The 23129-nt window shown below is 69.3% G+C and carries 19 protein-coding genes; 7 read left to right on the top strand and 12 right to left on the bottom strand.

Annotated features, from left to right (window positions below):
* Window positions 1-1296, top strand: a 1296-nt coding sequence (locus JNL41_RS05850) for an isocitrate lyase (RefSeq protein ID WP_293473339.1), incomplete at its 5' end; no start/stop codon positions are given.
* Window positions 1297-1404: 108 nt separating this feature from the next.
* Window positions 1405-3543: a malate synthase G gene (locus JNL41_RS05845; protein ID WP_293473338.1), complete on the top strand. Its 2139-nt coding sequence runs from the start codon at window positions 1405-1407 to the stop codon at window positions 3541-3543.
* Window positions 3544-3700: 157 nt separating this feature from the next.
* Here JNL41_RS05845 and JNL41_RS05840 read toward each other — a convergent pair whose 3' ends face one another.
* The 4 genes from JNL41_RS05840 to JNL41_RS05825 form a co-directional block, all read right to left on the bottom strand.
* Window positions 3701-4054: a YdbL family protein gene (locus JNL41_RS05840; RefSeq protein WP_293473337.1), complete on the bottom strand. Its 354-nt coding sequence runs from the start codon at window positions 4052-4054 to the stop codon at window positions 3701-3703.
* A 16-nt stretch (window positions 4055-4070) separates the two neighbouring features.
* Window positions 4071-4244: a YnbE family lipoprotein gene (locus JNL41_RS05835; RefSeq protein ID WP_293473336.1), complete on the bottom strand. Its 174-nt coding sequence runs from the start codon at window positions 4242-4244 to the stop codon at window positions 4071-4073.
* A gap of 35 nt (window positions 4245-4279) precedes the next feature.
* Window positions 4280-7285 carry a YdbH domain-containing protein gene (locus JNL41_RS05830; RefSeq protein WP_293473335.1) on the bottom strand — a complete coding sequence of 1002 codons (3006 nt, stop codon included), beginning with the start codon at window positions 7283-7285 and terminating at the stop codon, window positions 4280-4282.
* Between the two features lie 344 nt (window positions 7286-7629).
* Window positions 7630-8406, bottom strand: a complete 777-nt coding sequence (locus JNL41_RS05825) for an SDR family oxidoreductase (RefSeq protein ID WP_293473334.1) — start codon at window positions 8404-8406, stop codon at window positions 7630-7632.
* A 221-nt stretch (window positions 8407-8627) separates the two neighbouring features.
* On the opposite strand from JNL41_RS05825, the gene JNL41_RS05820 reads away from it, so the two are divergent.
* Together JNL41_RS05820 and JNL41_RS05815 are read left to right on the top strand one after the other, a co-directional pair.
* On the top strand, window positions 8628-10706 hold the full coding sequence (locus tag JNL41_RS05820) for a 3-hydroxyacyl-CoA dehydrogenase NAD-binding domain-containing protein (RefSeq protein ID WP_293473333.1): 2079 nt from the start codon (window positions 8628-8630) through the stop codon (window positions 10704-10706).
* Between the two features lie 92 nt (window positions 10707-10798).
* The gene (locus JNL41_RS05815; protein WP_293473332.1) at window positions 10799-12004 is read left to right on the top strand and encodes an acetyl-CoA C-acyltransferase; all 1206 of its coding nucleotides are present in this window, start codon (window positions 10799-10801) and stop codon (window positions 12002-12004) included.
* 68 nt (window positions 12005-12072) lie between these two features.
* On the opposite strand, the gene JNL41_RS05810 is transcribed toward JNL41_RS05815, so the two are convergent.
* Window positions 12073-12687, bottom strand: coding sequence for a YceI family protein (locus tag JNL41_RS05810; RefSeq protein WP_293473331.1), 615 nt, complete (start codon window positions 12685-12687; stop codon window positions 12073-12075).
* Between the two features lie 180 nt (window positions 12688-12867).
* Here JNL41_RS05810 and JNL41_RS05805 point away from each other — a divergent pair, with 180 nt between their 5' ends.
* Window positions 12868-14946, top strand: a complete 2079-nt coding sequence (locus JNL41_RS05805) for a PQQ-dependent dehydrogenase, methanol/ethanol family (protein ID WP_293473330.1) — start codon at window positions 12868-12870, stop codon at window positions 14944-14946.
* A gap of 12 nt (window positions 14947-14958) precedes the next feature.
* Here the strand turns inward: JNL41_RS05805 and JNL41_RS05800 are convergent, their stop codons facing one another.
* From JNL41_RS05800 to JNL41_RS05790, 3 genes are read right to left on the bottom strand one after another with little or no spacing between them, the layout of a single operon-like run.
* A complete protein-coding gene (locus JNL41_RS05800; RefSeq protein WP_293473329.1) occupies window positions 14959-15552 on the bottom strand; it encodes a DUF3501 family protein in 594 nt (197 codons plus the stop codon).
* Window positions 15552-16934 carry a heterodisulfide reductase-related iron-sulfur binding cluster gene (locus JNL41_RS05795; RefSeq protein WP_293473328.1) on the bottom strand — a complete coding sequence of 461 codons (1383 nt, stop codon included), beginning with the start codon at window positions 16932-16934 and terminating at the stop codon, window positions 15552-15554. The genes JNL41_RS05800 and JNL41_RS05795 overlap by 1 nt, the downstream gene beginning before the upstream one ends.
* A gap of 40 nt (window positions 16935-16974) precedes the next feature.
* Window positions 16975-17391: a rubrerythrin family protein gene (locus JNL41_RS05790; protein ID WP_293395839.1), complete on the bottom strand. Its 417-nt coding sequence runs from the start codon at window positions 17389-17391 to the stop codon at window positions 16975-16977.
* A gap of 144 nt (window positions 17392-17535) precedes the next feature.
* On the opposite strand from JNL41_RS05790, the gene JNL41_RS05785 reads away from it, so the two are divergent.
* A complete protein-coding gene (locus tag JNL41_RS05785; RefSeq protein WP_293473327.1) occupies window positions 17536-17727 on the top strand; it encodes a hypothetical protein in 192 nt (63 codons plus the stop codon).
* Between the two features lie 6 nt (window positions 17728-17733).
* On the opposite strand, the gene JNL41_RS05780 is transcribed toward JNL41_RS05785, so the two are convergent.
* From JNL41_RS05780 to JNL41_RS05765, 4 genes are all read right to left on the bottom strand, one after another.
* Complete coding sequence (locus tag JNL41_RS05780; protein ID WP_293473326.1) at window positions 17734-19383, bottom strand: hypothetical protein; 1650 nt, start codon at window positions 19381-19383, stop codon at window positions 17734-17736.
* Between the two features lie 142 nt (window positions 19384-19525).
* Window positions 19526-19906 carry a hypothetical protein gene (locus JNL41_RS05775; RefSeq protein ID WP_293473325.1) on the bottom strand — a complete coding sequence of 127 codons (381 nt, stop codon included), beginning with the start codon at window positions 19904-19906 and terminating at the stop codon, window positions 19526-19528.
* A 351-nt stretch (window positions 19907-20257) separates the two neighbouring features.
* Window positions 20258-21034 (bottom strand): alpha/beta fold hydrolase, encoded by a 777-nt coding sequence (locus tag JNL41_RS05770; RefSeq protein WP_293473324.1) that lies wholly within the window; start codon window positions 21032-21034, stop codon window positions 20258-20260.
* 3 nt (window positions 21035-21037) lie between these two features.
* Window positions 21038-22315 (bottom strand): LLM class flavin-dependent oxidoreductase, encoded by a 1278-nt coding sequence (locus JNL41_RS05765; protein ID WP_293473323.1) that lies wholly within the window; start codon window positions 22313-22315, stop codon window positions 21038-21040.
* Window positions 22316-22503: 188 nt separating this feature from the next.
* Between JNL41_RS05765 and JNL41_RS05760 the strand changes: the two genes are divergently transcribed.
* The gene (locus tag JNL41_RS05760; RefSeq protein ID WP_293473322.1) at window positions 22504-22935 is read left to right on the top strand and encodes a DNA starvation/stationary phase protection protein; all 432 of its coding nucleotides are present in this window, start codon (window positions 22504-22506) and stop codon (window positions 22933-22935) included.
* Window positions 22936-23129 lie beyond the last annotated feature (194 nt).

The following is a 23129-nucleotide window of genomic DNA, read 5'->3' as shown; positions in this document are numbered from 1 at the left end:
TCGGGCTGGATGGTCGCCGCGCTCCGCTCGGACTTCGGCCCGCTGCCGGACCAGTCGATGCACGAGAAGACCTCGGTGCCGGCGCTGATCGAGGAGATCTACACCTTCCTGAAGCAGGCCGACGCCCGTGAGCTCGGCATGCTGTTCCGCGACCTCGACGCCGCCCGCGCGGCCGGCGACCGCGTCAAGGAAGCCAAGGTCCAGGACGCGATCGACAACTTCGAGACCCACGTCGTTCCGATCATCGCCGACATCGACGCCGGCTTCGGCAACGCCGAAGCGACCTACCTGCTGGCCAAAAAGATGATCGAGGCGGGCGCCTGCGCCCTGCAGATCGAGAACCAGGTCTCCGACGAGAAGCAGTGCGGCCACCAGGACGGCAAGGTCACCGTGCCGCACGAGGACTTCCTCGCGAAGGTCCGCGCCTGCCGCTACGCCTTCCTCGAGATGGGCGTCGACAACGGCATCATCGTCACCCGCACCGACAGCCTGGGCGCCGGCCTCACCAAGCAGATCGCCGTCAGCCATGAGCCGGGCGACATCGGCGACCAGTACAACAGCTTCCTCGACTGCGAAGAGATCGCGCCCGCCGACATGAAGAACGGCGACGTGGTCATCAACCGCGGCGGCAAGCTGCTGCGTCCGAAGCGCCTGCCGTCGAACCTGTTCCAGTTCCGCGAGGGCACCGGCGCCGACCGCTGCGTGCTCGACTGCATCACCTCGCTGCAGAACGGCGCCGACCTGCTGTGGATCGAGACCGAGAAGCCGCACATCGAGCAGATCGCCTCGATGGTCGACCGCATCCGCGAAGTCGTCCCGAACGCCAAGCTCGCCTACAACAACAGCCCGTCGTTCAACTGGACGCTGAGCTTCCGCCAGCAGGCCTATGACGCCTGGAAGGCGGCCGGCAAGGACGTCTCGGCCTACGACCGCGAGAAGCTGATGAGCGTCGACTACGACGCCACCGACCTCGCCGCCGAGGCCGACGAGAAGATCCGCACGTTCCAGCGCGACAGCGCCAAGCGTTCGGGCATCTTCCACCACCTGATCACGCTGCCGACCTACCACACGGCCGCGCTGTCCACGGACAACCTCGCCAAGGAGTACTTCGGCGAGCAAGGCATGCTGGGCTACGTCAAGGGCGTCCAGCGCCAGGAGATCCGCCAGGGCATCGCCTGCGTGAAGCACCAGAACATGTCGGGCTCCGACATCGGTGACGACCACAAGGAATACTTCGCCGGGGAAGCGGCCCTGAAGGCCGGCGGCGTCCACAACACGATGAACCAGTTCGCTTGAGGGGCGGGCCGGTCGGCGTGTGACCAGGGCCCGGGGCGCGTCGCCCCGGGCCTCTTTTTATGATCTGCCGGCCTTGCATGGCGGCCGGTTCAAAGGCTTCGGTGGGGTATGGATATTTCAGGCAACCTGCAGGTCGACGACCTGCTGCACGCGTTTGTGGAACAGGAGCTGCTGCCGGGGACCGGCGTCGCGGCGAAGGATTTCTGGGCCGCGCTGGAGCGTATCCTTTCGGACTTCACGCCGAAGAACGACGCGCTGCTGAAGACCCGCGACGACCTGCAGGCGAAGATCGACGCCTGGTGGCGCGAGCGGAAGGGCCAGCCCTACGACGTGGCCGCGGCGACGGCGTTCCTGAAGCAGATCGGCTACCTGCGGGACGAGCCGGCCGACTTCACCATCGGCACGGAGAACGTCGACCCCGAGATCGCGCAGATCGCCGGACCGCAGCTCGTGGTGCCGGTCTCCAACGGCCGCTACGCGCTGAACGCCGCCAACGCGCGCTGGGGCAGCCTCTACGATGCCCTCTACGGCACCGACGCCATCGAGCCGCCGACCGGCCGCAAGGGCTACGACCCGGTGCGCGGCGGCAAGGTGATCGCCTTCGCACGCGCCCTGCTGGACCGCACGGCCCCGCTCGCCTCGGGCAGCCACGCCGCCGTGAAGGGCTATGCGATCGAGGACGGCGCGCTCGTTCCGGCGCTCGCCGATCCGGCCCAACTGGCGGGCTGGCGCGGCGACGCCGCCGCCCCGTCGGCCGTGCTGCTGAAGCACAACGGCCTGCACCTGGAGATCCAGGTCGACCGCACGCACAACATCGGCAAGGACGACCCCGCGGGCGTCGCCGACGTGCTGGTGGAATCGGCGATCACCGCTATCCAGGACTGCGAGGACAGCGTCGCCGCCGTCGACGCCGAGGACAAGGTCGGCGTCTACCGCAACTGGCTGGGCCTGATGAAGGGCGACCTCGCCGCCACCTTCCAGAAGGGCGGCAAGAGCGAGACGCGGACGCTGGACGAGGACCGCCGCTACCAGGCGCCCGGCGGCGGCAAGCTCACCCTGCCGGGTCGCTCGCTGATGCTGGTCCGCAACGTCGGCCACCACATGACCACCGACATGGTCCGCTACAAGGGCAAGGAAGCCTACGAGACCGTGGTGGACGCCCTCGTCACCGCCGCCGCCGCCCTGCACGACCTGAAGGGCGCACGCCGCAACAGTCCGGCGGGCTCGATGTACGTCGTGAAGCCCAAGATGCACGGGCCCGACGAGGTGGCGCTGGCCGTCCACCTGTTCGACATGGTCGAGGACGGCCTTGGCATGGCGCACAACACCATGAAGATCGGCATCATGGACGAGGAGCGCCGCACCAGCGCCAACCTCAAGGCCTGCATCTTCGCCGCCAGGGACCGCGTGGTGTTCATCAACACCGGCTTCCTCGACCGCACCGGCGACGAGATCCACACCGCCATGGAAGCCGGCCCGGTGATGCGCAAGGACGCCATCAAGGCCGAGCCGTGGCTGGCCGCCTACGAGAAGCGCAACGTCGAGATCGGCCTCGCCGCCGGCTTCCCCGGCCGCGCCCAGATCGGCAAGGGCATGTGGGCGGCGCCCGACATGATGAAGGGCATGCTGGAGACCAAGATCGGCCACCCGAAGGCCGGCGCGAACACCGCCTGGACGCCCTCGCCCACGGCCGCGACCCTGCACGCGCTGCACTATCACGAGGTCTACGTGCCCGGTCTTCAGGCCGAGATGGCCAGGTCGGCGACGAAGACCGGCACGGACGCCCTGCTGACCCCGCCACTGGCGAAGTCCAACTGGAGCCCGGCCGACGTGCAGCAGGAACTGGACAACAACGCCCAGGGCATCCTGGGCTACGTGGTCCGCTGGATCGACCAGGGCGTCGGCTGCTCGAAGGTGCCCGACATCCACGACGTGGGCCTGATGGAAGACCGCGCCACCCTGCGCATCTCCAGCCAGCACATCGCCAACTGGCTGCACCACGGCGTCTGCTCGGAGGCCCAGGTGCGCGAGACCTTCGCCAGGATGGCCAAGGTGGTCGACGGCCAGAACGCGGGCGACGCGCTCTACACGCCGCTCACGGGCAACACCGACCTGCCCGCCTATCAGGCGGCGCTGGAACTCGTCTTCGAAGGCCGCGCGCAGCCCAACGGCTACACCGAGCATGTGCTGACCCGGCGTCGCCGCCAGCGCAAGGCGCAACTGGTGAAGCAGGCGGAGCCGGCGTAGGCGCCCTTCTCCCCTTGCGGGAGAAGGTGGGCTGCGCAGCAGGTCGGATGAGGGGGTCTCGCCGACCTCTGAACGACGAAGGGCCGCCACGGCAAGCGCCGTGCGCCCCCCATCCGTCAGCCTTCGGCCGACACCTTCTCCCGCAGGGGGAGAAGGATCACTTCTTCACCCAGCCGCCACCGGCCGGCTTGTAGTACTGCCCCGGCTTCAGGTTGGCCTGCACCACGCTGGTGTAGGCCGCCGCGCCGGCCGCCTCCACCGGGACGCCGTTCTTGGCGGCGGCCTGGCGATAGAGGGCCATGCGGCCTTCATTGATCTCCTCGACCGCCGCCTTCAGGGCCGGGTCGGACGACGGCTTCACGAAGCCCAGGAGGCCGTCGGACTGCTCGCCGACGACGCCCGCGGTCTTGGCGGCGTCCACGGCGGACTTGGCGTCCATGGCGACGGCAGCGGCCGGGGTCACGGCGAGGGCGGCCAGGACCGCGGCGGCGATGGAAAGGTCGTATCTCATGCTCTCTCTCCCGGCCTCAGAACAGGTTCGGGTTCTTCTGGATGAGGGCCTTGACGTCCTCGTCCAGTTGCAGCCGGACGTTGGCGTCCAGCTTGGCGTAGATGGTGATCGGCGCGACCTCGACCCTGACGGTCGGGGTGCAGGCGCCGAGGCTGACCAGCGCGATGGCGCCGAGCGCGAGCCTCTTCATGGATCGGTCCTCATCATGTCTCCTCGTATGAAGCGTCACGGCTGAACCCCACCTGAACCACCGGCGCGGGCTTTCTGATATTCGGACCAGTCGGCGAGCAGGTCGTCCAGGTTGAGGGTCGTGTCCAGCGTCAGGTTGACTCCGGTGCCGGACGGCAGCGGCAGGGTGCGGCCCAGGAACCGCTTCCGGATCAGGTCCATCACGGTCAGCTTGATACGCTGCTTCGTCGGCGGGTCGTGCTTTCCGACGATGTGGAACAGGACGCCGAGGCGCCCGTCGTCGCGGCTGGCGATCGAGGCGTCCAGGGTTTCGAACGCCAGGTTCTCCATGGCCTGGTAGGCGAAGTCGGTGAAGGTGGCGTTCGGATCCACGACGGGCGCCGCGGCGGGCGCGGCCACCGCCGTGTCGGCGGTGACGCCCGTCAGCGCCGAGCGGTCGATGGAGATGCGGCCTGGCTGGATCGCCTTCAACTCGCCGCCGGTGATCCGCACCTTGTCGGCGGCGATCTCGAACGGCACACGGCCCGAGACCCTGGCGTCCAGCTCGACCTTGTCGCCGAACGGCGAGGCCTCGACGAGATCGTGCAGTTGCACGCGCTCGAAGATCAGCACGCCCTGCGTGGGCATCGCCTCGACGAGCGGGATCTGCAGCGTCTCGACGCGGACCTTGCCGCCGCCGACGTCGGCCTCGCCGCCGGCGATGCTGAGCAGGTTGTCGCGCAGCGAGAACCGCGCCGACAGGCCCTCGATCGGGACGATCCCCTGGATCCGCGCGACCGAGAGCTGCTGTCCCGGCGCGGCCACCAGGGGCGCCAGGCTCTCGAACGCGATCTCGCCCTTCAGCCCCTTCACCGGTCCGGCGGGACTCGTGAAGTCGAGGCCGGGGACGGTGAGCCTGCCCGAGCTCGACGCGCCCTCGGGCGCCCAGTCGAAGCGGCCCTCGAACCGCGCCTGGCCCACAACGGGCGAGCCGACGGCGCGCGCCGACGGCGCCAGGCCCGCCGGCTGCAGGCCGCCGTCGGCGAAGGTCAGCATTCCGGTGTCGATCACCGCCGTCCCGATGGCGAGGCGGCCGTCGTGGGTGACCAGCGCGGTGGCCACGGGCTGGCCCGCCGCGGTCCGGAACGCCAGGTCCGCCTTCCAGATGTAGCCGGCGAGGCTGATCGGCCCGGCGACGTCCAGCGGGTTGAACCGCGTCTCGGGCGCCGTGTCCGTCACCCGCGCCGCCGTGAGCCGGCCCTGCAAGGTCATGCGGTCGCCGCGCCCCCGCGCGCTGAGCCGCCCCGCGCCGCCGTCCAGCCGCGCCTGGGTGAACGGCGCCGCCGCCGCGACCCCCTCGGCGCGCCCGTCCACCGCCCAGCCGCCGTCGGCCAGCCGCAGCAGCGGGCCGCCTGTCGGACACAGCCGTCCGGCGAGCTGCTCGATGTCGTTGGCCCCGAACTCCAGCCGCCGGGCGCGGAAGCTCACGCACCGGGCGGTCGTGAAGGTGAGCGCCCGGCCGAACGCCAGCCGGCCGTCGGCCTGCAGCTCGCCGCCGACCATCGGGCCCAAGGCGAGCCGGCGCGCCGTCACCGCGAGGTCGACGCCGTCCGCGCTGAGCCGGTTCAGCCGTGCGTCCACCTCGGGCAGGCCGCCGCCCGAGCTCGTGATCCGCACCAGGGCGGTGCGGTCCAGCGCCACCTGCACCGCGCCGCCGCTGTCCGGCAGCACCCGCACCGGCCGCTCGGGCCAGGCGCGGAACGAGACGCCGGGCGTCTTGCCGGAGAACATCGCCAGCTTCACCTGCGTCTGCGGCGCGGTGATGCGGAATCCCCGCACCGCGCGCTTCAGCGCCGCCATCTGGGGCGCGTCGGCCGCAGCGGGCGGGCCTAGGCCGTTCCAGCGGCCGTGCCCCTCGAACCCGGTCGCGCCGTCGATCTGCACCGACGCCGCCGAGGCATAGACCTTGAAGCGGCCGTCCGCTGCGGCCCGGTCCATCAGGAACTCCGAGACCGCGACGCGCGCCGCCGAGCCCGTGAGCCGCGCGTTCGCCTGCAGCACGTCGCCGCCCCTGCGGGTCCAGCGCACGTCGTCCGACGTCAGCCGCGCCCTGACCGCGCCGGTGCGCGCGCCCGACGCCTCCACCGCCTCAGCCGACAGCTCGGCCTGCGCGCGGCCGCCGACCCGCAGGTCCTGGATCCAGCCCGCCGTGGTCCCGTCGAACGCCGCTGTCAGGCGCACGCCCTCGAGGTCCTGTCCGGCGCCGGACAGCCGCCGGCCCGTCAGCGCCGCGCGGATCGCGACCGGTCCCTCGCCGCGATGCTTCACGAGGTCCGGATACGGCCCCCGCGCGCCCAGGGTCAGGCGCGCGTCGGCGAGCGTGCGGTCGCCGAACCGTGCGGCGGCGACCGGCACGGCCAGCGACACGTCGAACCGGTCGCTGGCGGCGCTCTGGATCAGCGACCCGGCGCCCAGGGTCACGTCGAAGTCCCGCCCCTTCAGCCGCGCCGGGGCGGACGTCGCCGCCAGCCGCTTCAGCCGCTCGTCCTCGACCAGCAGGTCGCCTGCGACCCGCATCGGCCCGTAGTCGCTGGCGAGCGTCAGCACGCCGCCGTCGATCTGGATGCGAGGGATCGTGGCGCCGGGCGGCGGCGGGCGGCGCAGGAAGTCCTGCACCAGCGGGTCCAGCGACCCCACGCTCAGCTTGCCGCCCGCGAGTGTCGCCCGCAGCACCGGCTTCCTCATGGTCACCGACACGACCTCGATGCCGGTGATCCTCGGCCGGTAGCGCACCTCGACCCGCTCGGCCGCGAAATCGGGCGCCTTGGGATCGCCCAGCGTCATGCGCGCCGTGAAGATCGTCGGGCCGAAGGCCTCGACCTCGGCGTCGGCGGCGACGCCCTTCGACTTCAGCCATCCGGTCAGCGCCTCGCGCGCCAGCGTCTTGCGGTTCAGCCACGCCAGTCCGGCCGCCAGCGCGAGCACCACGCCGGCCACCGCCAGGATCAGGCGCAGCGGCCGCCGCGTTCCAGGCGTCGTCTTGGCGGGCGTTTCGTCAGGCAAGGATTCGGGGCTCGGCGGGAAAGCGTCGCCCTAGATAGCGCAGAATGCGGCGGATCGATGCCGCCTCTCAGCAGTCCTCCGCCGCCAAGCCTCGCAGGACACCCGCGTCGCGGGGGCGCGACAGCTCTGTGCGACGACGAAGCCCTGCGAAGCGCACCAGCGTGACGCAGTGTGGTGAAGGGGGCGAGAACAGGCTCGAAGCATGGACACGGTACGGGACGCCCACCAGCCGCAAGATACGCGCGGGAAGGTCCCCCTCCGCCGAAAATTACGGTCAGGCGCGGGGCGCGGATGCGGGCCTCGAAGCCCGCGATCTCGCGCCCTCCTCTACGGGGAGGAAGGGATCAGGCCCCGAGCTGCGCCAGCGCCACGCCGCCGTCGACCGCGATGGTCTCGCCCACCACGTAGTCGCCCGCGCGGCTGGCCAGGTAGATGGCCACGCCCTGCATGTCCTCGTCGGTCCCGATGCGGCGGCCGGGGATGCGCTTGGCCACCATCTCGCTCTCGTCGCGGGCCACGCGGTTCATGTCCGAGGCGAAGGCGCCCGGCGCGATGGCGCTCACCACGATGTTGTCGCGGATCAGCCGCGCCGCCATCCGGCGCGTCAGGTAGATCAGGCCCGCCTTCGAGGCGTGGTAGGCGTAGGTCTCCTGCGGGTTCAGGCGGATGCCGTCGATCGAGCAGATGTTGATGACCTTGGCCGGCCGCTCGTGCGTGCCGCTGGCCTTCAGCGTGCCGTAGAGCGCCTGGGTCAGGAAGAACGGCGACTTCATGTTGAGGTCGACCACCTTGTCCCAGCCGCTCTCCGGATATTCCTCGAACTCCGCGCCCCAGGCGGCGCCGGCGTTGTTCAGCAGGATGTCCAGCTTGTCCTCATGCTGCAGGTAGCGCTCGGTCAGCATCTTGCAGCCTTCGACCGTCGAGATGTCGACCGGGATCGAGACGCAGTTCGGGCCCAGTTCCTCGGCCGTCGCGTCGCACGCCGCGGCCTTGCGGGCGGTGATGTAGACCTTGCGGCAGCCGGCCTCGAGGAAGCCCTTGGCGATCATCTTGCCGATGCCGCGCGAGCCGCCGGTCACCAGCGCCACCTTGCCGTCGAGCGAGAACAGATCGGACGCCATGAAACCTCCCCTTCCTTGTCGTTGCGGCACTTGCGCCATGGTCGGCGCGAGGCCCGGCCGTCGGCAGACGGCCCGCTAATCTTGAGACCGCTAACGTGCCTTCCGGCACGCGGGCGCCAATTGACTTGGCTCTGCCTGCCGGGGCCTATAACACGCGTTTGAATTTCACGGCCGCCCCTATTTTGAACGAGCGGTCGGACCATCATTTTCGAGGACGCAAGATGACCGAGATCAATTCGGTGACCACGCTCACCCGCGAGGGCGACGTCGCGATCATCACGCTGAATTCCCCGCCCGTGAACGCCCTGTCGTTCAACGTCCGCGACGGCCTGTACGAAGGCTTCAAGCAGGCCATCGCCGACGACTCCAAGGCGATCGTGCTGATCTGCGACGGCCGCACCTTCATCGCGGGCGCCGACATCACCGAGTTCGGCGGCGCGTCCAAAGGCGCCAGCCTGTTCGACGTCCAGAACATGATGGAAAGCTCGCCGAAGCCCGTGGTCGCCGCGATCCACGGCACCGCCCTGGGCGGCGGCCTGGAGGTGGCGCTCTGCGCCCACTACCGCGTGGCGGTCCCCTCGGCCCGCCTCGGCCTGCCGGAGGTCGCGCTGGGCCTGCTGCCGGGCGCCGGCGGCACGCAGCGCCTGCCCCGCGTGGTCGGCGTCGAGAATGCGCTGGAGATGATGACCTCGGGCCGCCACGTGCCGGCGCCGGAAGCCGCCAAGCTGGGCCTGGTCGACGAGCTCGCCCCGGAAGGCCAGCTCAAGGAGGCGGCCATCGCCTTCGCCAACAGGTGCGTCGCCGAGAACAAGCCGCTGGTGAAGATCAGCGAGAACAACACCAAGCTCGAAGCCGCCAGGGGCCACCCCGAGATCTTCGCCGAGTTCCGCAAGAAGAATGCGCGCAAGTTCCGTGGCTTCGACGCGCCGGAAGCGAACATCAAGTGCATCGAGGCGGCCGTGAATTCGGCCACCTTCGACGAAGGCCTCAAGGCCGAGCGCACCCTGTTCATGGGCCTGATGAGCGGCAGCCAGTCGGCGGCCCAGCGCTACTACTTCTTCGCCGAGCGCCAGGCCCAGAAGATCCCGGACGTTCCGGACGACACCCCGGTGCGCGAGATCAGAAGGGTGGGCGTCCTCGGCGCCGGCACCATGGGCGGCGGCATCTCGATGAACTTCGTCAACATCGGCATCCCGGTGACGATCGTCGAGCTGAAGCAGGAAGCTCTCGACCGCGGCCTCAAGGTAATCCGCGCCAACTACGAACGCTCGCGCGGCGCCAAGCCCGAAGAGACCGAGAAGCGCATGAGCCTGCTCACGGGCGGCACGGACATGTCGGCGCTCGCCGACTGCGACCTCATCATCGAGGCCGTGTTCGAGCGCATGGACATCAAGAAGGATGTCTTCGCCCAGCTCGACAAGATCGCCAAGCCGGGCGCGATCCTGGCGTCGAACACCAGCTACCTGAACGTCGACGAGATCGCTGCGGCGACCAGCCGGCCGCAGGACGTGATCGGGCTGCACTTCTTCTCGCCGGCCAACGTCATGAAGCTCCTGGAAGTCATCCGCGGCGAGAAGACCGCCAAGGACGTCATCGCCACCTCGATGAAGTTGGCCAAGAAGATCGGCAAGGTGGCCGTGCTGTCCGGCGTCTGCCCGGGCTTCATCGGCAACCGCATGCTGAGCCAGCGCCAGCGCGAGGCGCAGAAGCTCGTCCTCGAAGGGGCCATGCCCTGGGACGTCGACCGCGTGCTCTACGACTTCGGCTTCCCCATGGGCCCGTTCGCCATGAGCGACCTCGCCGGCCTCGACATCGGCTGGGTGAAGGAGAACTCGAAGGGCGAGACCATCCGCGACGTGCTCTGCGAGATGGACCGCCGGGGCCAGAAGACGGGCGCGGGCTACTACGACTACGACGAGAACCGCGTCGCCAAGCCGTCGCCCGTGACCGAGAAGATCATCAACGACTTCATCGTGAAGTCGGGCCGAAACCCGCGGAAGATCTCGGACGAAGAGATCCTCGAACGCTGCGTCTTCCCGATGATCAACGAGGGCGTGAAGATCCTCGAAGAGGGCATGGCCATCCGCTCCTCCGACGTCGATACGGTCTGGATCAACGGCTACGGCTGGCCGGTCTACCGCGGCGGCCCGATGTTCTACGGCGACCTGGTCGGCGGCCCGAAGAAGGTCCTGGAGAAGATGAAGGAGTTCCAGGGCAAGATGGGCGACGACTTCAAGCCCGCCGCCCTGCTCGAGAAGCTCGCCGCCGACGGCGGCAAGTTCGGCGACCTCAAGGGCTGATCACCGCATTGAAGGGCGGGCGTGGCGACACCCCGCCCTTTTTCGCGACCTAGAACCTCACCCAACGTAAACTTCGCAGGAACCCACCCGACATGCGTGAAGCCGTCATCGTCGCCGCCAAGCGGACCCCCATCGGCAAGGCCTACCGCGGCGCCTTCAACAACACCTACGGCGCGACGCTCGGCGCCGAGGCCATCAGGGCCGCCGTGGCCCAGGCCGGGATCGACCCGGGCGAGGTCGACGACGTGGCCATGGGCTGCGCGCTGCAGCAGGGCACGACCGGCAACAACATCGCCCGCCAGGCCGCCCTGCGCGCCGGCCTGCCCAACACCGTCTCGGGCATGACCATCGACCGCCAGTGCAGCTCGGGCCTGATGGGCGTCGCCACCGCGGCCAAGTACATCGTCAACGACGGCGCCCCGATCGCCATCGGCGCCGGCATCGAGTCGATCAGCCTGGTGCAGAACGCCCACGTCAACGGCTTCATGGCCCGCGACCCCTGGCTCGCCGAGCATGTCCCGGAACTGGCCACCTCGATGATCGAGACCGCCGAGATCGTGGCCGAGCGCTACGGCGTCAGCCGCGAAGCGCAGGACGAGTACGCCCTTCAGTCGCAGCAGCGCACCGCCCAGGCGCAGTCGGAGGGCCGCTTCGCCCAGGAGATCGTCCCGGTCACCACGATCATGAAGGTGGTCGTGAACAAGGAGACCGGCGAGACCGCCGACAAGGAGATCACCATCAGCGGCGACGAGGGCAACCGCCCGCAGACCACGCTGGCCGATCTCCAGAAGCTGGCCCCCGTCTTCAGGGGCGGCCGCTATGTGAAGGAAGGCAGGTTCGTCACGGCCGGCAACGCGTCGCAGCTCTCGGACGGCGCCGCCGCGGTCGTGCTGATGGAGCGCAAGGAGGCCGAGAAGCGCGGCCTGCAGGCCCTCGGCGCATACCGCGGCATGGCCGTGGCCGGCTGCGGGCCGGAAGAGATGGGCATCGGACCGGTCTTCGCGATCCCGAAGCTGCTGGAGCGCAACGGCCTGACCGTCGACGACATCGACATCTGGGAGCTGAACGAGGCCTTCGCGAGCCAGGTGCTCTACTGCCGCGACAAGCTCGGCATCGACCCGGCCAAGTACAACGTCTCGGGCGGCTCGATCTCGATCGGCCATCCCTACGGCATGACCGGCGCCCGCTGCACGGCGCACCTCATGTACGAAGGCAAGCGCCGCGGCGCCAAGTACGGCGTCGTCACCATGTGCGTCGGCGGCGGCATGGGGGCCGCAGGACTTTTCGAGATCTTCTGAGCCGAACAGATCCGCCCGGCGTCGGATCGACGGAAGGGTCGCCCGCAGGGGCGACCCTTTTTCGTGGCCTACTTCGCCGCCTTGAACTCCGCGGCGAGCTGCAGGGTGACGTCGTCGCCGACGGCCGGGACGTAGCCCGAGACGCCGAACTCCGAGCGCTTGATCACGGCCTTGCCGTCGAAGCCCAGCGAATACTGCTTGTCCGCCAGATTGACGCCGGCCTGGTTGAACGTCGCGTGGATCACCACGGGCTTCGTCACGCCGTGCAGCGTGAGATCGCCGGTCACGTCGGCGGTCCGGTCGCCCGTGCGCACCACCTTCGTCGACTTGAACGTGGCGGTCGGGAACCTGGCCGTGTCCAGGAAGTCGGCGCTCTTCAGGTGGGTGTCCAGCGCAGGCGTCAGGGTGGCGACGAGGTTGGTGTCGATGGTCACCTGCAGCTCGGTGGTCGCCAGGCTCGCGGGGTCGATCCTGAGCGTCCCGGTCACGCCATGGAACTGTCCGACGTAGGTCGAGAAGCCCAGGTGGTTCACCGACCAGGTGATCTTGCTGTGGTCCGAATTGAGCGTGTAGGCGCCGGCCCTGGCCTGGGCGGGGACCTGCGTGGTCTGCGCGTTCGCGACGGGGGCGAGCAGCAGGGCGGCGGCGAGGCCGTAGGCGGCGATCTGGAACGAGTGGCGCACGGCGGCGGCTCCTGGGAATGGCGACATGCTGCTCACGGCAGCGCTGAGTCTAAGTAACACCGCCACCGCGGCGGATAATCGGGGCGCGGAGCGGCAGACTGGCGCCCGCCCGGAAACAATCCGGGCCTCGCGCTCGGGGGCCGCGTCTGCGAAGGTCGCGAAAAGTTCGGGGGAACGCGCGTGCAGAAGGTGTGGCGTTGGGCGGCCGTCGTCGGCCTGGTCCTGGGTGTGGCGGCGTGCGGCCGCGCCGGCGTCGGCGACAAGGCGATTCTCGATCCCGCCGACGGCGAGTGGCTGACCTACGGCCGCACCTACGACGAACAGCGCTTCAGCCCGCTCCGGCAGATCGACGCCGCGTCGGTCGGGAAGCTGGGCCTCGCCTGGTACGCCGACTTCGACACCGACCGCGGCCAGGAGGCGACGCCGCTGGTCCGCGACGGCGTCCTCTACACCACCACCGCCTGGTCGAAGGTCTACGCCTTCGATGCGAAGACCGGCAAACCGCTCTGGAAGTACGACCCCAACGTGCCCGGCGAGAAGGGCTTCAACGCCTGCTGCGACGTGGTGAACCGTGGCGTCGCCATCTGGAAGGGCAAGGTCTACGTCGGCACCATCGACGGCCGCCTGATCGCGCTCGACGGGACGACCGGCAAGGTCGCCTGGGAGGTCCAGACCACCGACCGCGAGCGGCCCTACACGATCACCGGCGCGCCCCGGGTCATCAGGGGCAAGGTCCTGATCGGCAACGGCGGCGCCGAGTACGGCGTGCGCGGCTACGTCAGCGCCTACGACGCCGCCACGGGCAAGCTGGCCTGGCGCTTCTACACCACGCCCAACGCCGCTGGCGCGGCCGACGGCGCCGCCTCGGACAAGGTGTTCAGGGAGAAGGCCGCGGCCACCTGGTCGGACGGCGTCTGGAAAGAGAGCGGCGGCGGCGGCACGGTCTGGGACGCCATCACCTATGACGCGGTGAACGACCTCGTCCTGATCGGCGTCGGCAACGGCAATCCCTGGAACCACAAGCTCCGCTCGGGCGGGAAGGGCGACAACCTGTTCCTGTCGTCCATCGTCGCCCTGAAGCCGCAGACCGGCGAGTACGTCTGGCACTACCAGACCACGCCCGGCGAGAGCTGGGACTACACCGCCACCCAGCACATCATGCTCGCCGACCTGAAGATCGCGGGCCGGGAGCGCCGCGTGGTCATGCAGGCCCCGAAGAACGGCTTCTTCTACGTGCTGGACGCCGGGACCGGGCAGTTGATCTCTGCCGGCAAGTACGTCCCGCTGGACTGGGCCACCCACGTGGACCCGAAGACCGGCCGCCCGGTCGAAGCGCCCTTCGCCCGGTACACGAACGGCGGCCTGTCCACCCAGATGACCAGCGCGCTGGGCGGCCACAACTGGCAGCCGATGGCGTTCAGCCCGAAGACCGGGCTCGTCTACATCCCGGCCCAGCTCAACCGCGGCGCCTACGCCGATCCCGACAGCTTCACCTACACACCCGGCGCCTGGAACACCGGCGTGATCCGCGCCGCGCAGGGCCCCCACGCCAGGCCGCGGTTCAAACCGGGCGGCAGCGACGCGACCGGCGAACTGATCGCCTGGGATCCGGTCACGCAGACGAAGCGCTGGAGCGTCGCCTTCCCACATCAGGCCTCGAGCGGCGTGCTCGCCACCGACGGCGGGCTCGTCTTCCACAGCTCGCAGAACCACCTCGTCGCCTACGATGCCGCGACCGGCAAGGCGCTCTGGCGCTACGACGAGGGCGCCCGCGCGATCGCGCCGCCCTCGACCTACGTCATCGACGGCGAGCAGTACGTGGCCCAGATGATCGGAACCGGCGGCGCCGGCGGCCGCGATGCGCCGCGCACCATGGGCCGCCTGCTGGTCTTCAAGCTGGGCGGGACCGCGAAGGCCCCGGCCTACCCCGCCACGGTCGTCCCGCCGCCGCTGAACCTCAAGCTCGCCACGGCCTCTAAGGGCGACGCCGACCGGGGCGGCGCGCTCTACGCGAACTACTGCGCCATGTGCCACCAGGCCGGCGGCTATCATCCGAACCTGGCGCGCTCACCGGCGATCCTCGACCCCGACGGGTTCAGGGCCATCGTCCAGGACGGCGCGCTGAAGGACCGCGGCATGGCCTCGTTCAGGCGCTTCTTCGGCCCCGCCGACACCGAGGACCTCCGCGCCTTCTTCCTCTGGCAGGCCGCCCACCCGCCTGTGGAGCCCGAAAGAGCCGTCGCAGCGCACGCGCAGTGAGAGCGCCAGGGGCTACGCGAAGTCCCGGCTCAGTTCCGCCCGGCTCGCCGGCGAAAGGCCCGCGAGGTGGCTGTAGCGTTCGTGGCTGCAGCCGATGAGGATCTCCGTGCCCGGGTCGCGGAAGCGGGCGATGTGCTCGGGCTTCAGCGGGAAGCGCAGGAAGTGGACCGAACTGGTCTTGCCGTCCTCCCGGGTGCGCTCGACGTCGCCCTCGGGGACGCCCATGGCCTTTTCGCCGCCGACCGAGATGAAGAACCGGTCCTCGGCGCCGCCCAGCCGGGCCAGGGCCGCCTCGCGCCGCACCGGGTCGTCGATCTCGAACATCACCGTCGCCACAAGCTCGGCGCCGCTCGGGATCAGCGGATTGTAGGCGGCCAGCTCATCCGGCACCTGCGCGGCGCCGCCCTTCTCGATGAGCAGCATCTCCTGCACCTGGAAGAGCATGGTGTCGTAGCACTCGAAGTAGAAGGCGCAGTAGGGCCCCAGCTCGATCCGCCGCAGCCGTTTCACCGGCAGCAGCTCGGCCCGCCAGGCCTTGCGGCGCTGGGCGAACTCGGCGTCGGGCAACAGGTCTTCGGGCGTGATCTTCCGTTCGGCGCTCGGCATCACAGCACTCCGTAAGCGCGCGCCATCACCTCGATGGGATGCGCCTGCGCGGGGGCCGCAGCCTCGACCTTCGGATCGTCGGCGATCAGTTGGACCATGTGCTTGCAGGCCAGCGGACAGTCCGAGCACAGTGTCTCGTTGCCCTTGGCGACCACCTGCCTGGCCGCCGGCCGGCCCACCTTGTTGGCGACGCCGTGGGTCGCCTTCATCACCCCGAACGTGCCGCCGTGGCCCGAGCAGCGCTCGACGATGTCGACCTTCAGGCCGGGCACCAGCTTCAGCATCTCCGCCGACTTGGCGCCCATGTTCTGCGCGCGCGCGTGGCAGGCGTGGTGGACGGTCACGCCCTCCTCCAGCGACGCCAGCCCCTCGGCCAGCCCGTGCGCCTTGGAGAGTTCGACCACGTATTCGCAGATGTCCTTCGTCGCAGCGGACAGCTTCACGACGTCCGGGTCGTCACCGGCCATCAGCGGCCACTCGAACTTCATCATCAGGCCGCACGAGGCGGTCAGCGAGACGATGTCGTAGCCGTCGGCGACGTAGGGCGCGAAGGCCCTGGCCACGCGGCCTGCGGTCGCAGCCACCCCGGCCACGTCGCCGGCCTCCAGTTGCGGCATCTGGCAGCACTCGGGGTAGACGAGCTTCACCTCGCAGCCCTGCCGCGCCAGCACCTTCGCCGCCGCCACCGCCACGTCGGGTTCGTTGTACTCGACGAAGCAGGTCGCATAGATCGCGACCTTGCGCCGCCCGAAGGCCGGACCGTCCGGGTTGGCCGCCATCGGGCCTTTCAGGCGGTCGCTGGCGGTCTTCGAATAGTACCTGGGCAGCTCGACCTCGGCGTCGACCTGGGCGATCGCCTCCAGCAGCTTGCGCAGCGGCGTGTTCTTGCGGGCGCTGGCCCAGTTCGCCACCGGCGCGATGGGCCCCGCGAGCTTGCCGTTGCGGTCAGTCTTGCCCAGTTGCTCGCGCATCCCCTCGCGGTGGCCCGCCTTCCGCTTGGCGGCGCGGTAGCGCAGGATCAGGTGCGGGATGTCGATGTCGAAGGGATGCGGCGGGACGTAGGGGCACTTCGTGAGGAAGCACATGTCGCAGAGCGTGCAGGCCTCGTCGATGTGGTCGTGCTCCTTGGTTCCGATGCCGTCGATCTCGCCCGTCGGGCCCTCGTCGATGGCGTCGAACATCCGCGGGAAGCTGTCGCACAGGTTGAAGCAGCGCCGGCACGTATGACAGACGTCGAACTGCCGTTGCAGCTCGGCGTGGACCTTTTCCAGGTCGTAGTAGTCGGGGTCCCGCCACTCTATCGGGCGGCGGAACGGCGCATCGAGGCTACCCTCGCGCGGCGGGCCTCCCGTGGCGTCCGGAGCCGTGCGGTCTTCACTCATGCGGATGTGCGGCGGGACGCGCAGCGTCCCGCCACCTCACCTAGTCGAGCGTGTCGAGGGCGCGCTGGAAGCGGCCGGCGTGGGACTTTTCAGCCTTGGCCAGCGTCTCGAACCAGTCGGCGATCTCGTCATAGCCTTCCTCGCGGGCCGTGCGCGCCATGCCCGGGTACATGTCGGTGTACTCGTGGGTCTCGCCGGCGATGGCGGCCTTGAGGTTGTCGGACGTGCCGCCGATCGGCAGGCCGGTGGCGGGGTCGCCGACCGACTCCATGAATTCGAGGTGGCCGTGCGCGTGGCCGGTCTCGCCTTCCGCCGTCGAGCGGAACACGGCGGCCACGTCGTTGTAGCCTTCCACGTCGGCCTTCTGGGCGAAGTAGAGATAGCGGCGGTTGGCCTGGCTCTCGCCCGCGAAGGCGGCCTTGAGATTCTCGATGGTCTTGCTGCTGGCGAGCGACATTGTCTTGGGTCTCCCTGAACGCAGGGGGGACTATGGGCGCCCCGCCCATCGGAGCAACATAATTGGCTCTATGGTCGACATAGATGCGCTCTATGGAGCCGCCTGACGCCTCGGCGGTTAGCCCTCCGACAGACGGAGGACATCATGGCCGGCGGCAAGATCCAGGGCGAAGGCGACTACATCTCGGGCAAGAAGTACCAGGACATGCAGCACGAGTTCGCGCAGACCGGGCCCGTCGAACAGAAGGCCCGCGAGGCCGAAGAGGCGCTGGACGGCCCGGAAGCCGTCGAGCTCGAGAAGGCCCGCAAGTCCACCGGCGAAGGCAAGACGCGCTAGCCTCTATCAGGGCGCGGGCGTCGACGCCCGCGCCTTCTCGATCCTCGCGGCGATCGCGGCCTGTTCGGCCGGCGTCTTCGCGGCCCACCACGTCCGCACGCCATCGACGGCCAGGGGCGCGACCCACCTGTCGTGGCGCTTCAGTTCGGCGTTCGGGAAACCGTTGGCGATCCCGCGCAGGTGCTTGTCGAAGAAGCCGAGCACGAAGTCGTTCTGCGCGCCGATCATCTGGGCGGTGGGCGTGGTCCCGAAGATGCGGTCGCGCGCGGGCCGGCGCATGAACAGCGTGAAGTCCGAGATCCCCAGGTGCCGCGCGCCCTTCACGTAGACGCGGTAGACGTCCTTGCGCGTCCCGGCGGTGGCGAAGCGCTCGTAGCTGAACTCGTTGAAGCTGTGCGGCGCCTTCGGCCCCGCGACCTTCAGCTCCTCGAGCAGGTTGGCGATGTCCGAGTGGAACATCAGGAAGGGCGCCGGCACGTCCGCCGCGAACGACTGGAACGGGAAGTCGCCGCCGTCGAGGTTGATGCCCGCCGCACAGCGCCGGTCGCGCATGCAGACCGTGCCGGAGGTGGCGCCGCCGAAGGACATGCCCATTTCACCCACGCGCGTCAGGTCGCCGGCCGCCGCGATCTCGCGGATCGCCGGGGGGACGGCGCCGCGCTGGATCTGGTCGTGGACGAAGATGCGGTCCGCCGCCCAGACCTCGCCGCTTCGCAGCAGCCGGTCGCCGGTCCCGCCCTGGGCGAGTTCGCGCTGGCGAAGATAGCCCTCCAGACGCTCGTCCAGGGTCTTGCCGCCCAGCGCCTGCTTCTGCGCCGCCTCCGCTGCCTTGGCTTCCGGCGTTTCAGCCTTGCCCATCGCGGCCAGCGCCGGATCCAGCTCCGCGACGTCGCCGTCGGGGAACACGGTGGGCGATGAATCGTAGGTGTGCTGCACCGAGAAGACGATGTAGCCGTGGCTGGCGAGGTGCTCCATCAGCACCGTGTTCTGCGCCAGGAACGACGTGTAGCCGTGGCTGTAGAACACCACCGGCCGGCGTGACGCTCCAGCCAGCAGGGGCGCGTCCGGATACGAGTTCGTGGTGACGTGCTTCACGTAGGTGAGGAAGTGCGGGAAGCCCACCATGGCGCCCAGGCCCTCGGCCGTCGTGTCGGCCTCCTCTTCGCTGAAGTAGGGCGCAGGGTTCAGCTTCGAGACGTCGCCGGCCGGATACCACACCCGCACGAGAAGCCGCCGGGGCTCGCCGGGCTTGGCGGCGAACACGCCGGGCCGGCTCGCATCGTCCACCTCGAAGCTGCGCACGCCGACGGGATTGGGGCCGCTGGGCTTCGGCAGCGGGAAGACCGGGAAGAACAGGATCGCGGCGATCCCCACCGTCAGCAGCAGCACGAAGACGCTGCCCGAGAAGATCGGCGGCTTCGTCTTCGCCGGCGCCTTGCGCAGCCGGTTCACGCCCAGCACGGCGAGCGCGAACAGCGCGACGACGGCGCCCGTGCCGTCCTGCCAGCGGTCGTCGATCACGCCCCAGACACCCAGGACGAGCGCCGCGACGGCGGCGACCGCCAGGATCGCCGCGCGGCCCGGAAGGCTGCGCACCCACCAGACGGTCACGAACACGGCCAGCGCCGCGATCAGGAGAATGTCGACGAGCGTCATGGAAGCGCCTCCCCAGGCGCATCGGACACGCTCCGGCCCGGTCGCTCAACCCTTGGCGCGCAGGTTTCGACAGTGCTCCCGCACGAAGGCGGCGGGAAGGTCGCCCTTCCCGCCGCCGATGGTCACAGCCGGACGTCCGCGCTCAGTAGCGCGGATAGTCCCAGCGATAGTCGCGCTCGTCGTTGTAGCCGTAGCGGCGGTCGTTATCGCGGCTGGCCAGGCGCACGCTGTTCTGCAGGCCGTCGAGTCGACGGTTCAGGTCGGACAGCTCCCAGCGCGAGAAGCCGTTCCAGCGATAGCGCGCTTCCAGGTTCGCGATGGCGTTGAACTCGGACTTCAGGCGGTACGCCTCGCCGCGGGTGAGGTCGCCGTCGGCTTCGTTGCGGTCGATCCGTTCGGCGATCATCGCCTGCCGCGCGTCGATGGAACGGGCCGAGCCATAGCCGTAGCCGTAGGGCTGCGCCGACGCGGCGCCGGCCGCGAGCGTGGTGGCGATGGCCAGGGGAATGATCAGGGTCTTCATGGTCTCTCTCCTCAAGTCCGAGGGGTGTCGGTCCCTCGTCTTTCCGGGGCGCCAGAACGGCGGATTCCAGAACTTGGTTCCACGAAAATTCCTCGTGAAATCAGTCGCGGTCAGCGCCCGGAGGCGCCTTCCGGGGCGTGAAAACTCCCGTCCGCGGATTTGGTTCTGGCAGCGCTCGAACGGTCTTTAGAACCGCGAAGCGGCGCCTCCCTCCAGAAGGGAACCGCGGAATACGCGGAATGGCGCGGAAGGGCGTCGGTGGTTTCCGCGTTCTTCCGCGTATTCCGCGGTTCCAAAATGACAGGGCCCCCGCTTTCGCGGAGGCCCGGCCAGTTCAGCTCTTGATGTCGGCTAGCCCAGGCGGCCGATGGCGTCGGCGACGGCCTTGGGCTGTTCCAGGGTGACCATGTGGCCGGCCTCGGGGATCGAGACCAGCTCGGCGCCCAGGATGCCCTTCTTGAAGCCGTGGGCGTAGACCGGCGGGATCAGCTTGTCGGAGTCGCCCCAGACGATCACCGTCCGCGCCCGGATGCGGTGCATGCGCGTCGACAGGCCCCGCTCCGGAACCGGGAACAGGATCCGTCCCGCCATGCCGAGCTGCCGGGCGTTGGTCACCAGGTAGGTCTGCAGGAAGTTCGGGTCGGTCACGTCGCGCCCGGCCGTCAGCATGGCGGCGCCGGCTTCGGCGTCGTGGAACAGCAGCGCCGGCATCTCATACGGCATGGTGGCGAACAGGTCGGCGATCGGGTGATCGTCGTCCCACAGGCCCGCCGGGGCGATCAGGGCCAGCCGCGAGACATCGTTGGGCTGAACGGCGGCCATCTCGGCCGCGATCATGCCGCCCATCGAGTGGCCCACGAGGACCGGGTCCTTCAGCCCCAGCGCCTGCACCACGTCCCAGGTGTGCAGGGTGAAATCCAGCATGTCGCGGATCTCGGGCGCTTCCTCGCTGTCGCCGTAGCCGGGGATCAGCGGGGCGTAGACGCGATGGGTCCTGCCGAGTTCCGCCAGCAGCGGATCCTCGGCGGTGATCCCGCCCGCGCCGTGCAGGTAGACGAGGTCGGGGCCCGAGCCGCCCACGAGGTAGCGGACCGGCGCGTATGTGGTCTGAACGGTCTTCAGGTCCATGATTCAGGCCTCCACCGCATAGGTCTTCATCAGCTCCTCGCGGCTCGGCGCCTGTTTCGGCAGGCTGCCGGACGTGACCCGGTCCTTCAGCGGCGTGGTCCAGAAGCGGTTGTCGTCGCTCCAGTCGGGGAACATGTTCCGCAGCTTCGGCATCACCTTCTCGGCGAACAGCCTGGTCGAATACATGCACTTGTCGGCCGGCATGTTCCCCACATGCATCAGGCAGAAGATGTTGCCGACGTTCAGGCCCTTGATCAGGTCCTCCATCCGCTGGCGCACCGTCTCGGGCGACCCGGCGATCACGTGACCCTGCTCGGTCAGCTCCTTCCAGGTCAGTTGGGTGTAGCCGCCGGTGGGCGGGGCATACTGGCTGAGCGCGCCCGTCTGAATGGTCTTGATGGTCCGGTAGCCCGGCGCGTCGGCGAAGCCCGGATAGACGTGCAGGCAGCGGTTGTAGAAATAGCTGACGTGCTCGGAATAGAGCCGCTCGGCCTCCTCGTCGGTCTCGGCCACCAGGATGGTCTGGGCGAAGCCCGCGCGATAGGGGCTCTTGTCGACGCCGCGCTCTTCGACGCGCTTCCAGTACCCGTTCATCAGCGCCTGGGCGCGCAGGTAGCCGGAGAAGCTGAGGTAGGAGTAGCTGTAGGTGTTGTCGATGCAGAAGTCGTAGGTCTCGACCGACCCGCCGCCGGGGATATGCACCGGCGGGTGCGGCTGCTGGATCGGCCGCGGCCAGATGTTGACGTGCCGCAGCTTATTGTAGCGCCCGTTCCAGGCGAACGGCTCGCGCGTGGTCCAGGCCTTGATGATGAGGTCGTGGGCCTCCTGGTACTTCTCGCGCGTCAGGCTCGGGATCTGGCCGTAGCAGTAGTTGGTGTCCATCGACGTCCCGACGGGGAAGCCCGCCACGAGCCTGCCGCCCGAGATGCAGTCCAGCATCGCGAACTCCTCGGCGACGCGGACCGGCGGGTTGTAGAGGGCGATGGAGTTGCCCAGCACCACGACCGCGGCGTCCTTTGTCCGGCGCGCCAGGCCCGCGGCGATGATGTTGGGGCTGGGCATGATGCCGTAGCCGTTCTGGTGGTGCTCGTTCACCCCCACGCCGTCGAACCCGAGGGTGTCGGCGTACTCCAGGAGGTCCATGTAGGTGTTGTAGACCGCGTGGCTCTTGGCCGGGTCGAACAGCTTCTGGTCGATGTCCACCCAGACCGAGCGGTTCGTCTCCCGGAAATCGTCCGGAAGATAGGGCCAGGGCATAAGGTTGAACCAGGTGAACTTCATCGCCGACCTCCCTGCAGCCCCTCTGACGTGGGCTCTCCTGAACGACGATAACCGATGCGGGCGAGGCGCCAAGCCGCCACGGCCATACATTGAGACGATCTATTCGAATGTCAGATAAGATCGATTGGACCCGAGACGGGCGCCTTCCTATCTCAGAGCCTCGAAACCCGGTCCGGGAGGAGGGACACATGAGCGAACAGGCGAAGATCGCCGCGGGGCTGTCGAAGCTGCTGGCCGACACCTACGCCGTCTACCTGAAGACCCACGGCTACCACTGGAACGTCCGCGGCATGAACTTCCATGCGCTCCACGGCATGTTCATGGAGCAGTACACCGAGATGTGGGCGGCCATCGACGTGGTCGCCGAGCGCATCCGCGCCCTGGGCGAGCTGGCCCCGCAGGGCTACGGCGCCTTCGGCAGGCTGTCCGACATCAAGGACGGCGACCCTCACCAGGATGCGGCCGGCATGCTGCGCGAGCTGGTCGCCGACCACGAGGCTCTGATCGCCGCGGCCAAGGCCGCCCGCGACGGCGCCGACGACGTCTCCGCAGCCGTCATCGACGACCGCATCGAGGCCCACCAGAAGCACGCCTGGATGCTCCGCGCGACGCTGGGCTGAGGCCCGGCGGGGCGGAGAAGGAACCGCGGACACGCGGAAGGGCGCCTTGCGCCGGCTCACGCCGAGCTGAGCCAGTCGTCGTCGACTTCGGCGTCGAGGGCGGCCTGCGGCGGATCCGGCAGGTCGCGCCAGCGGGCGCTCTCGTCGGGCTTGAAGCCCAGGTCCAGCGCCATGCGCGCCACGTGATCGTCCAG

The organism is Phenylobacterium sp. (assembly GCF_016793285.1).
Lineage (GTDB): Bacteria > Pseudomonadota > Alphaproteobacteria > Caulobacterales > Caulobacteraceae > Phenylobacterium.
Note: the sequence above shows the minus strand (reverse complement) of the source record. Positions and strands in the feature narration are given on the sequence as shown.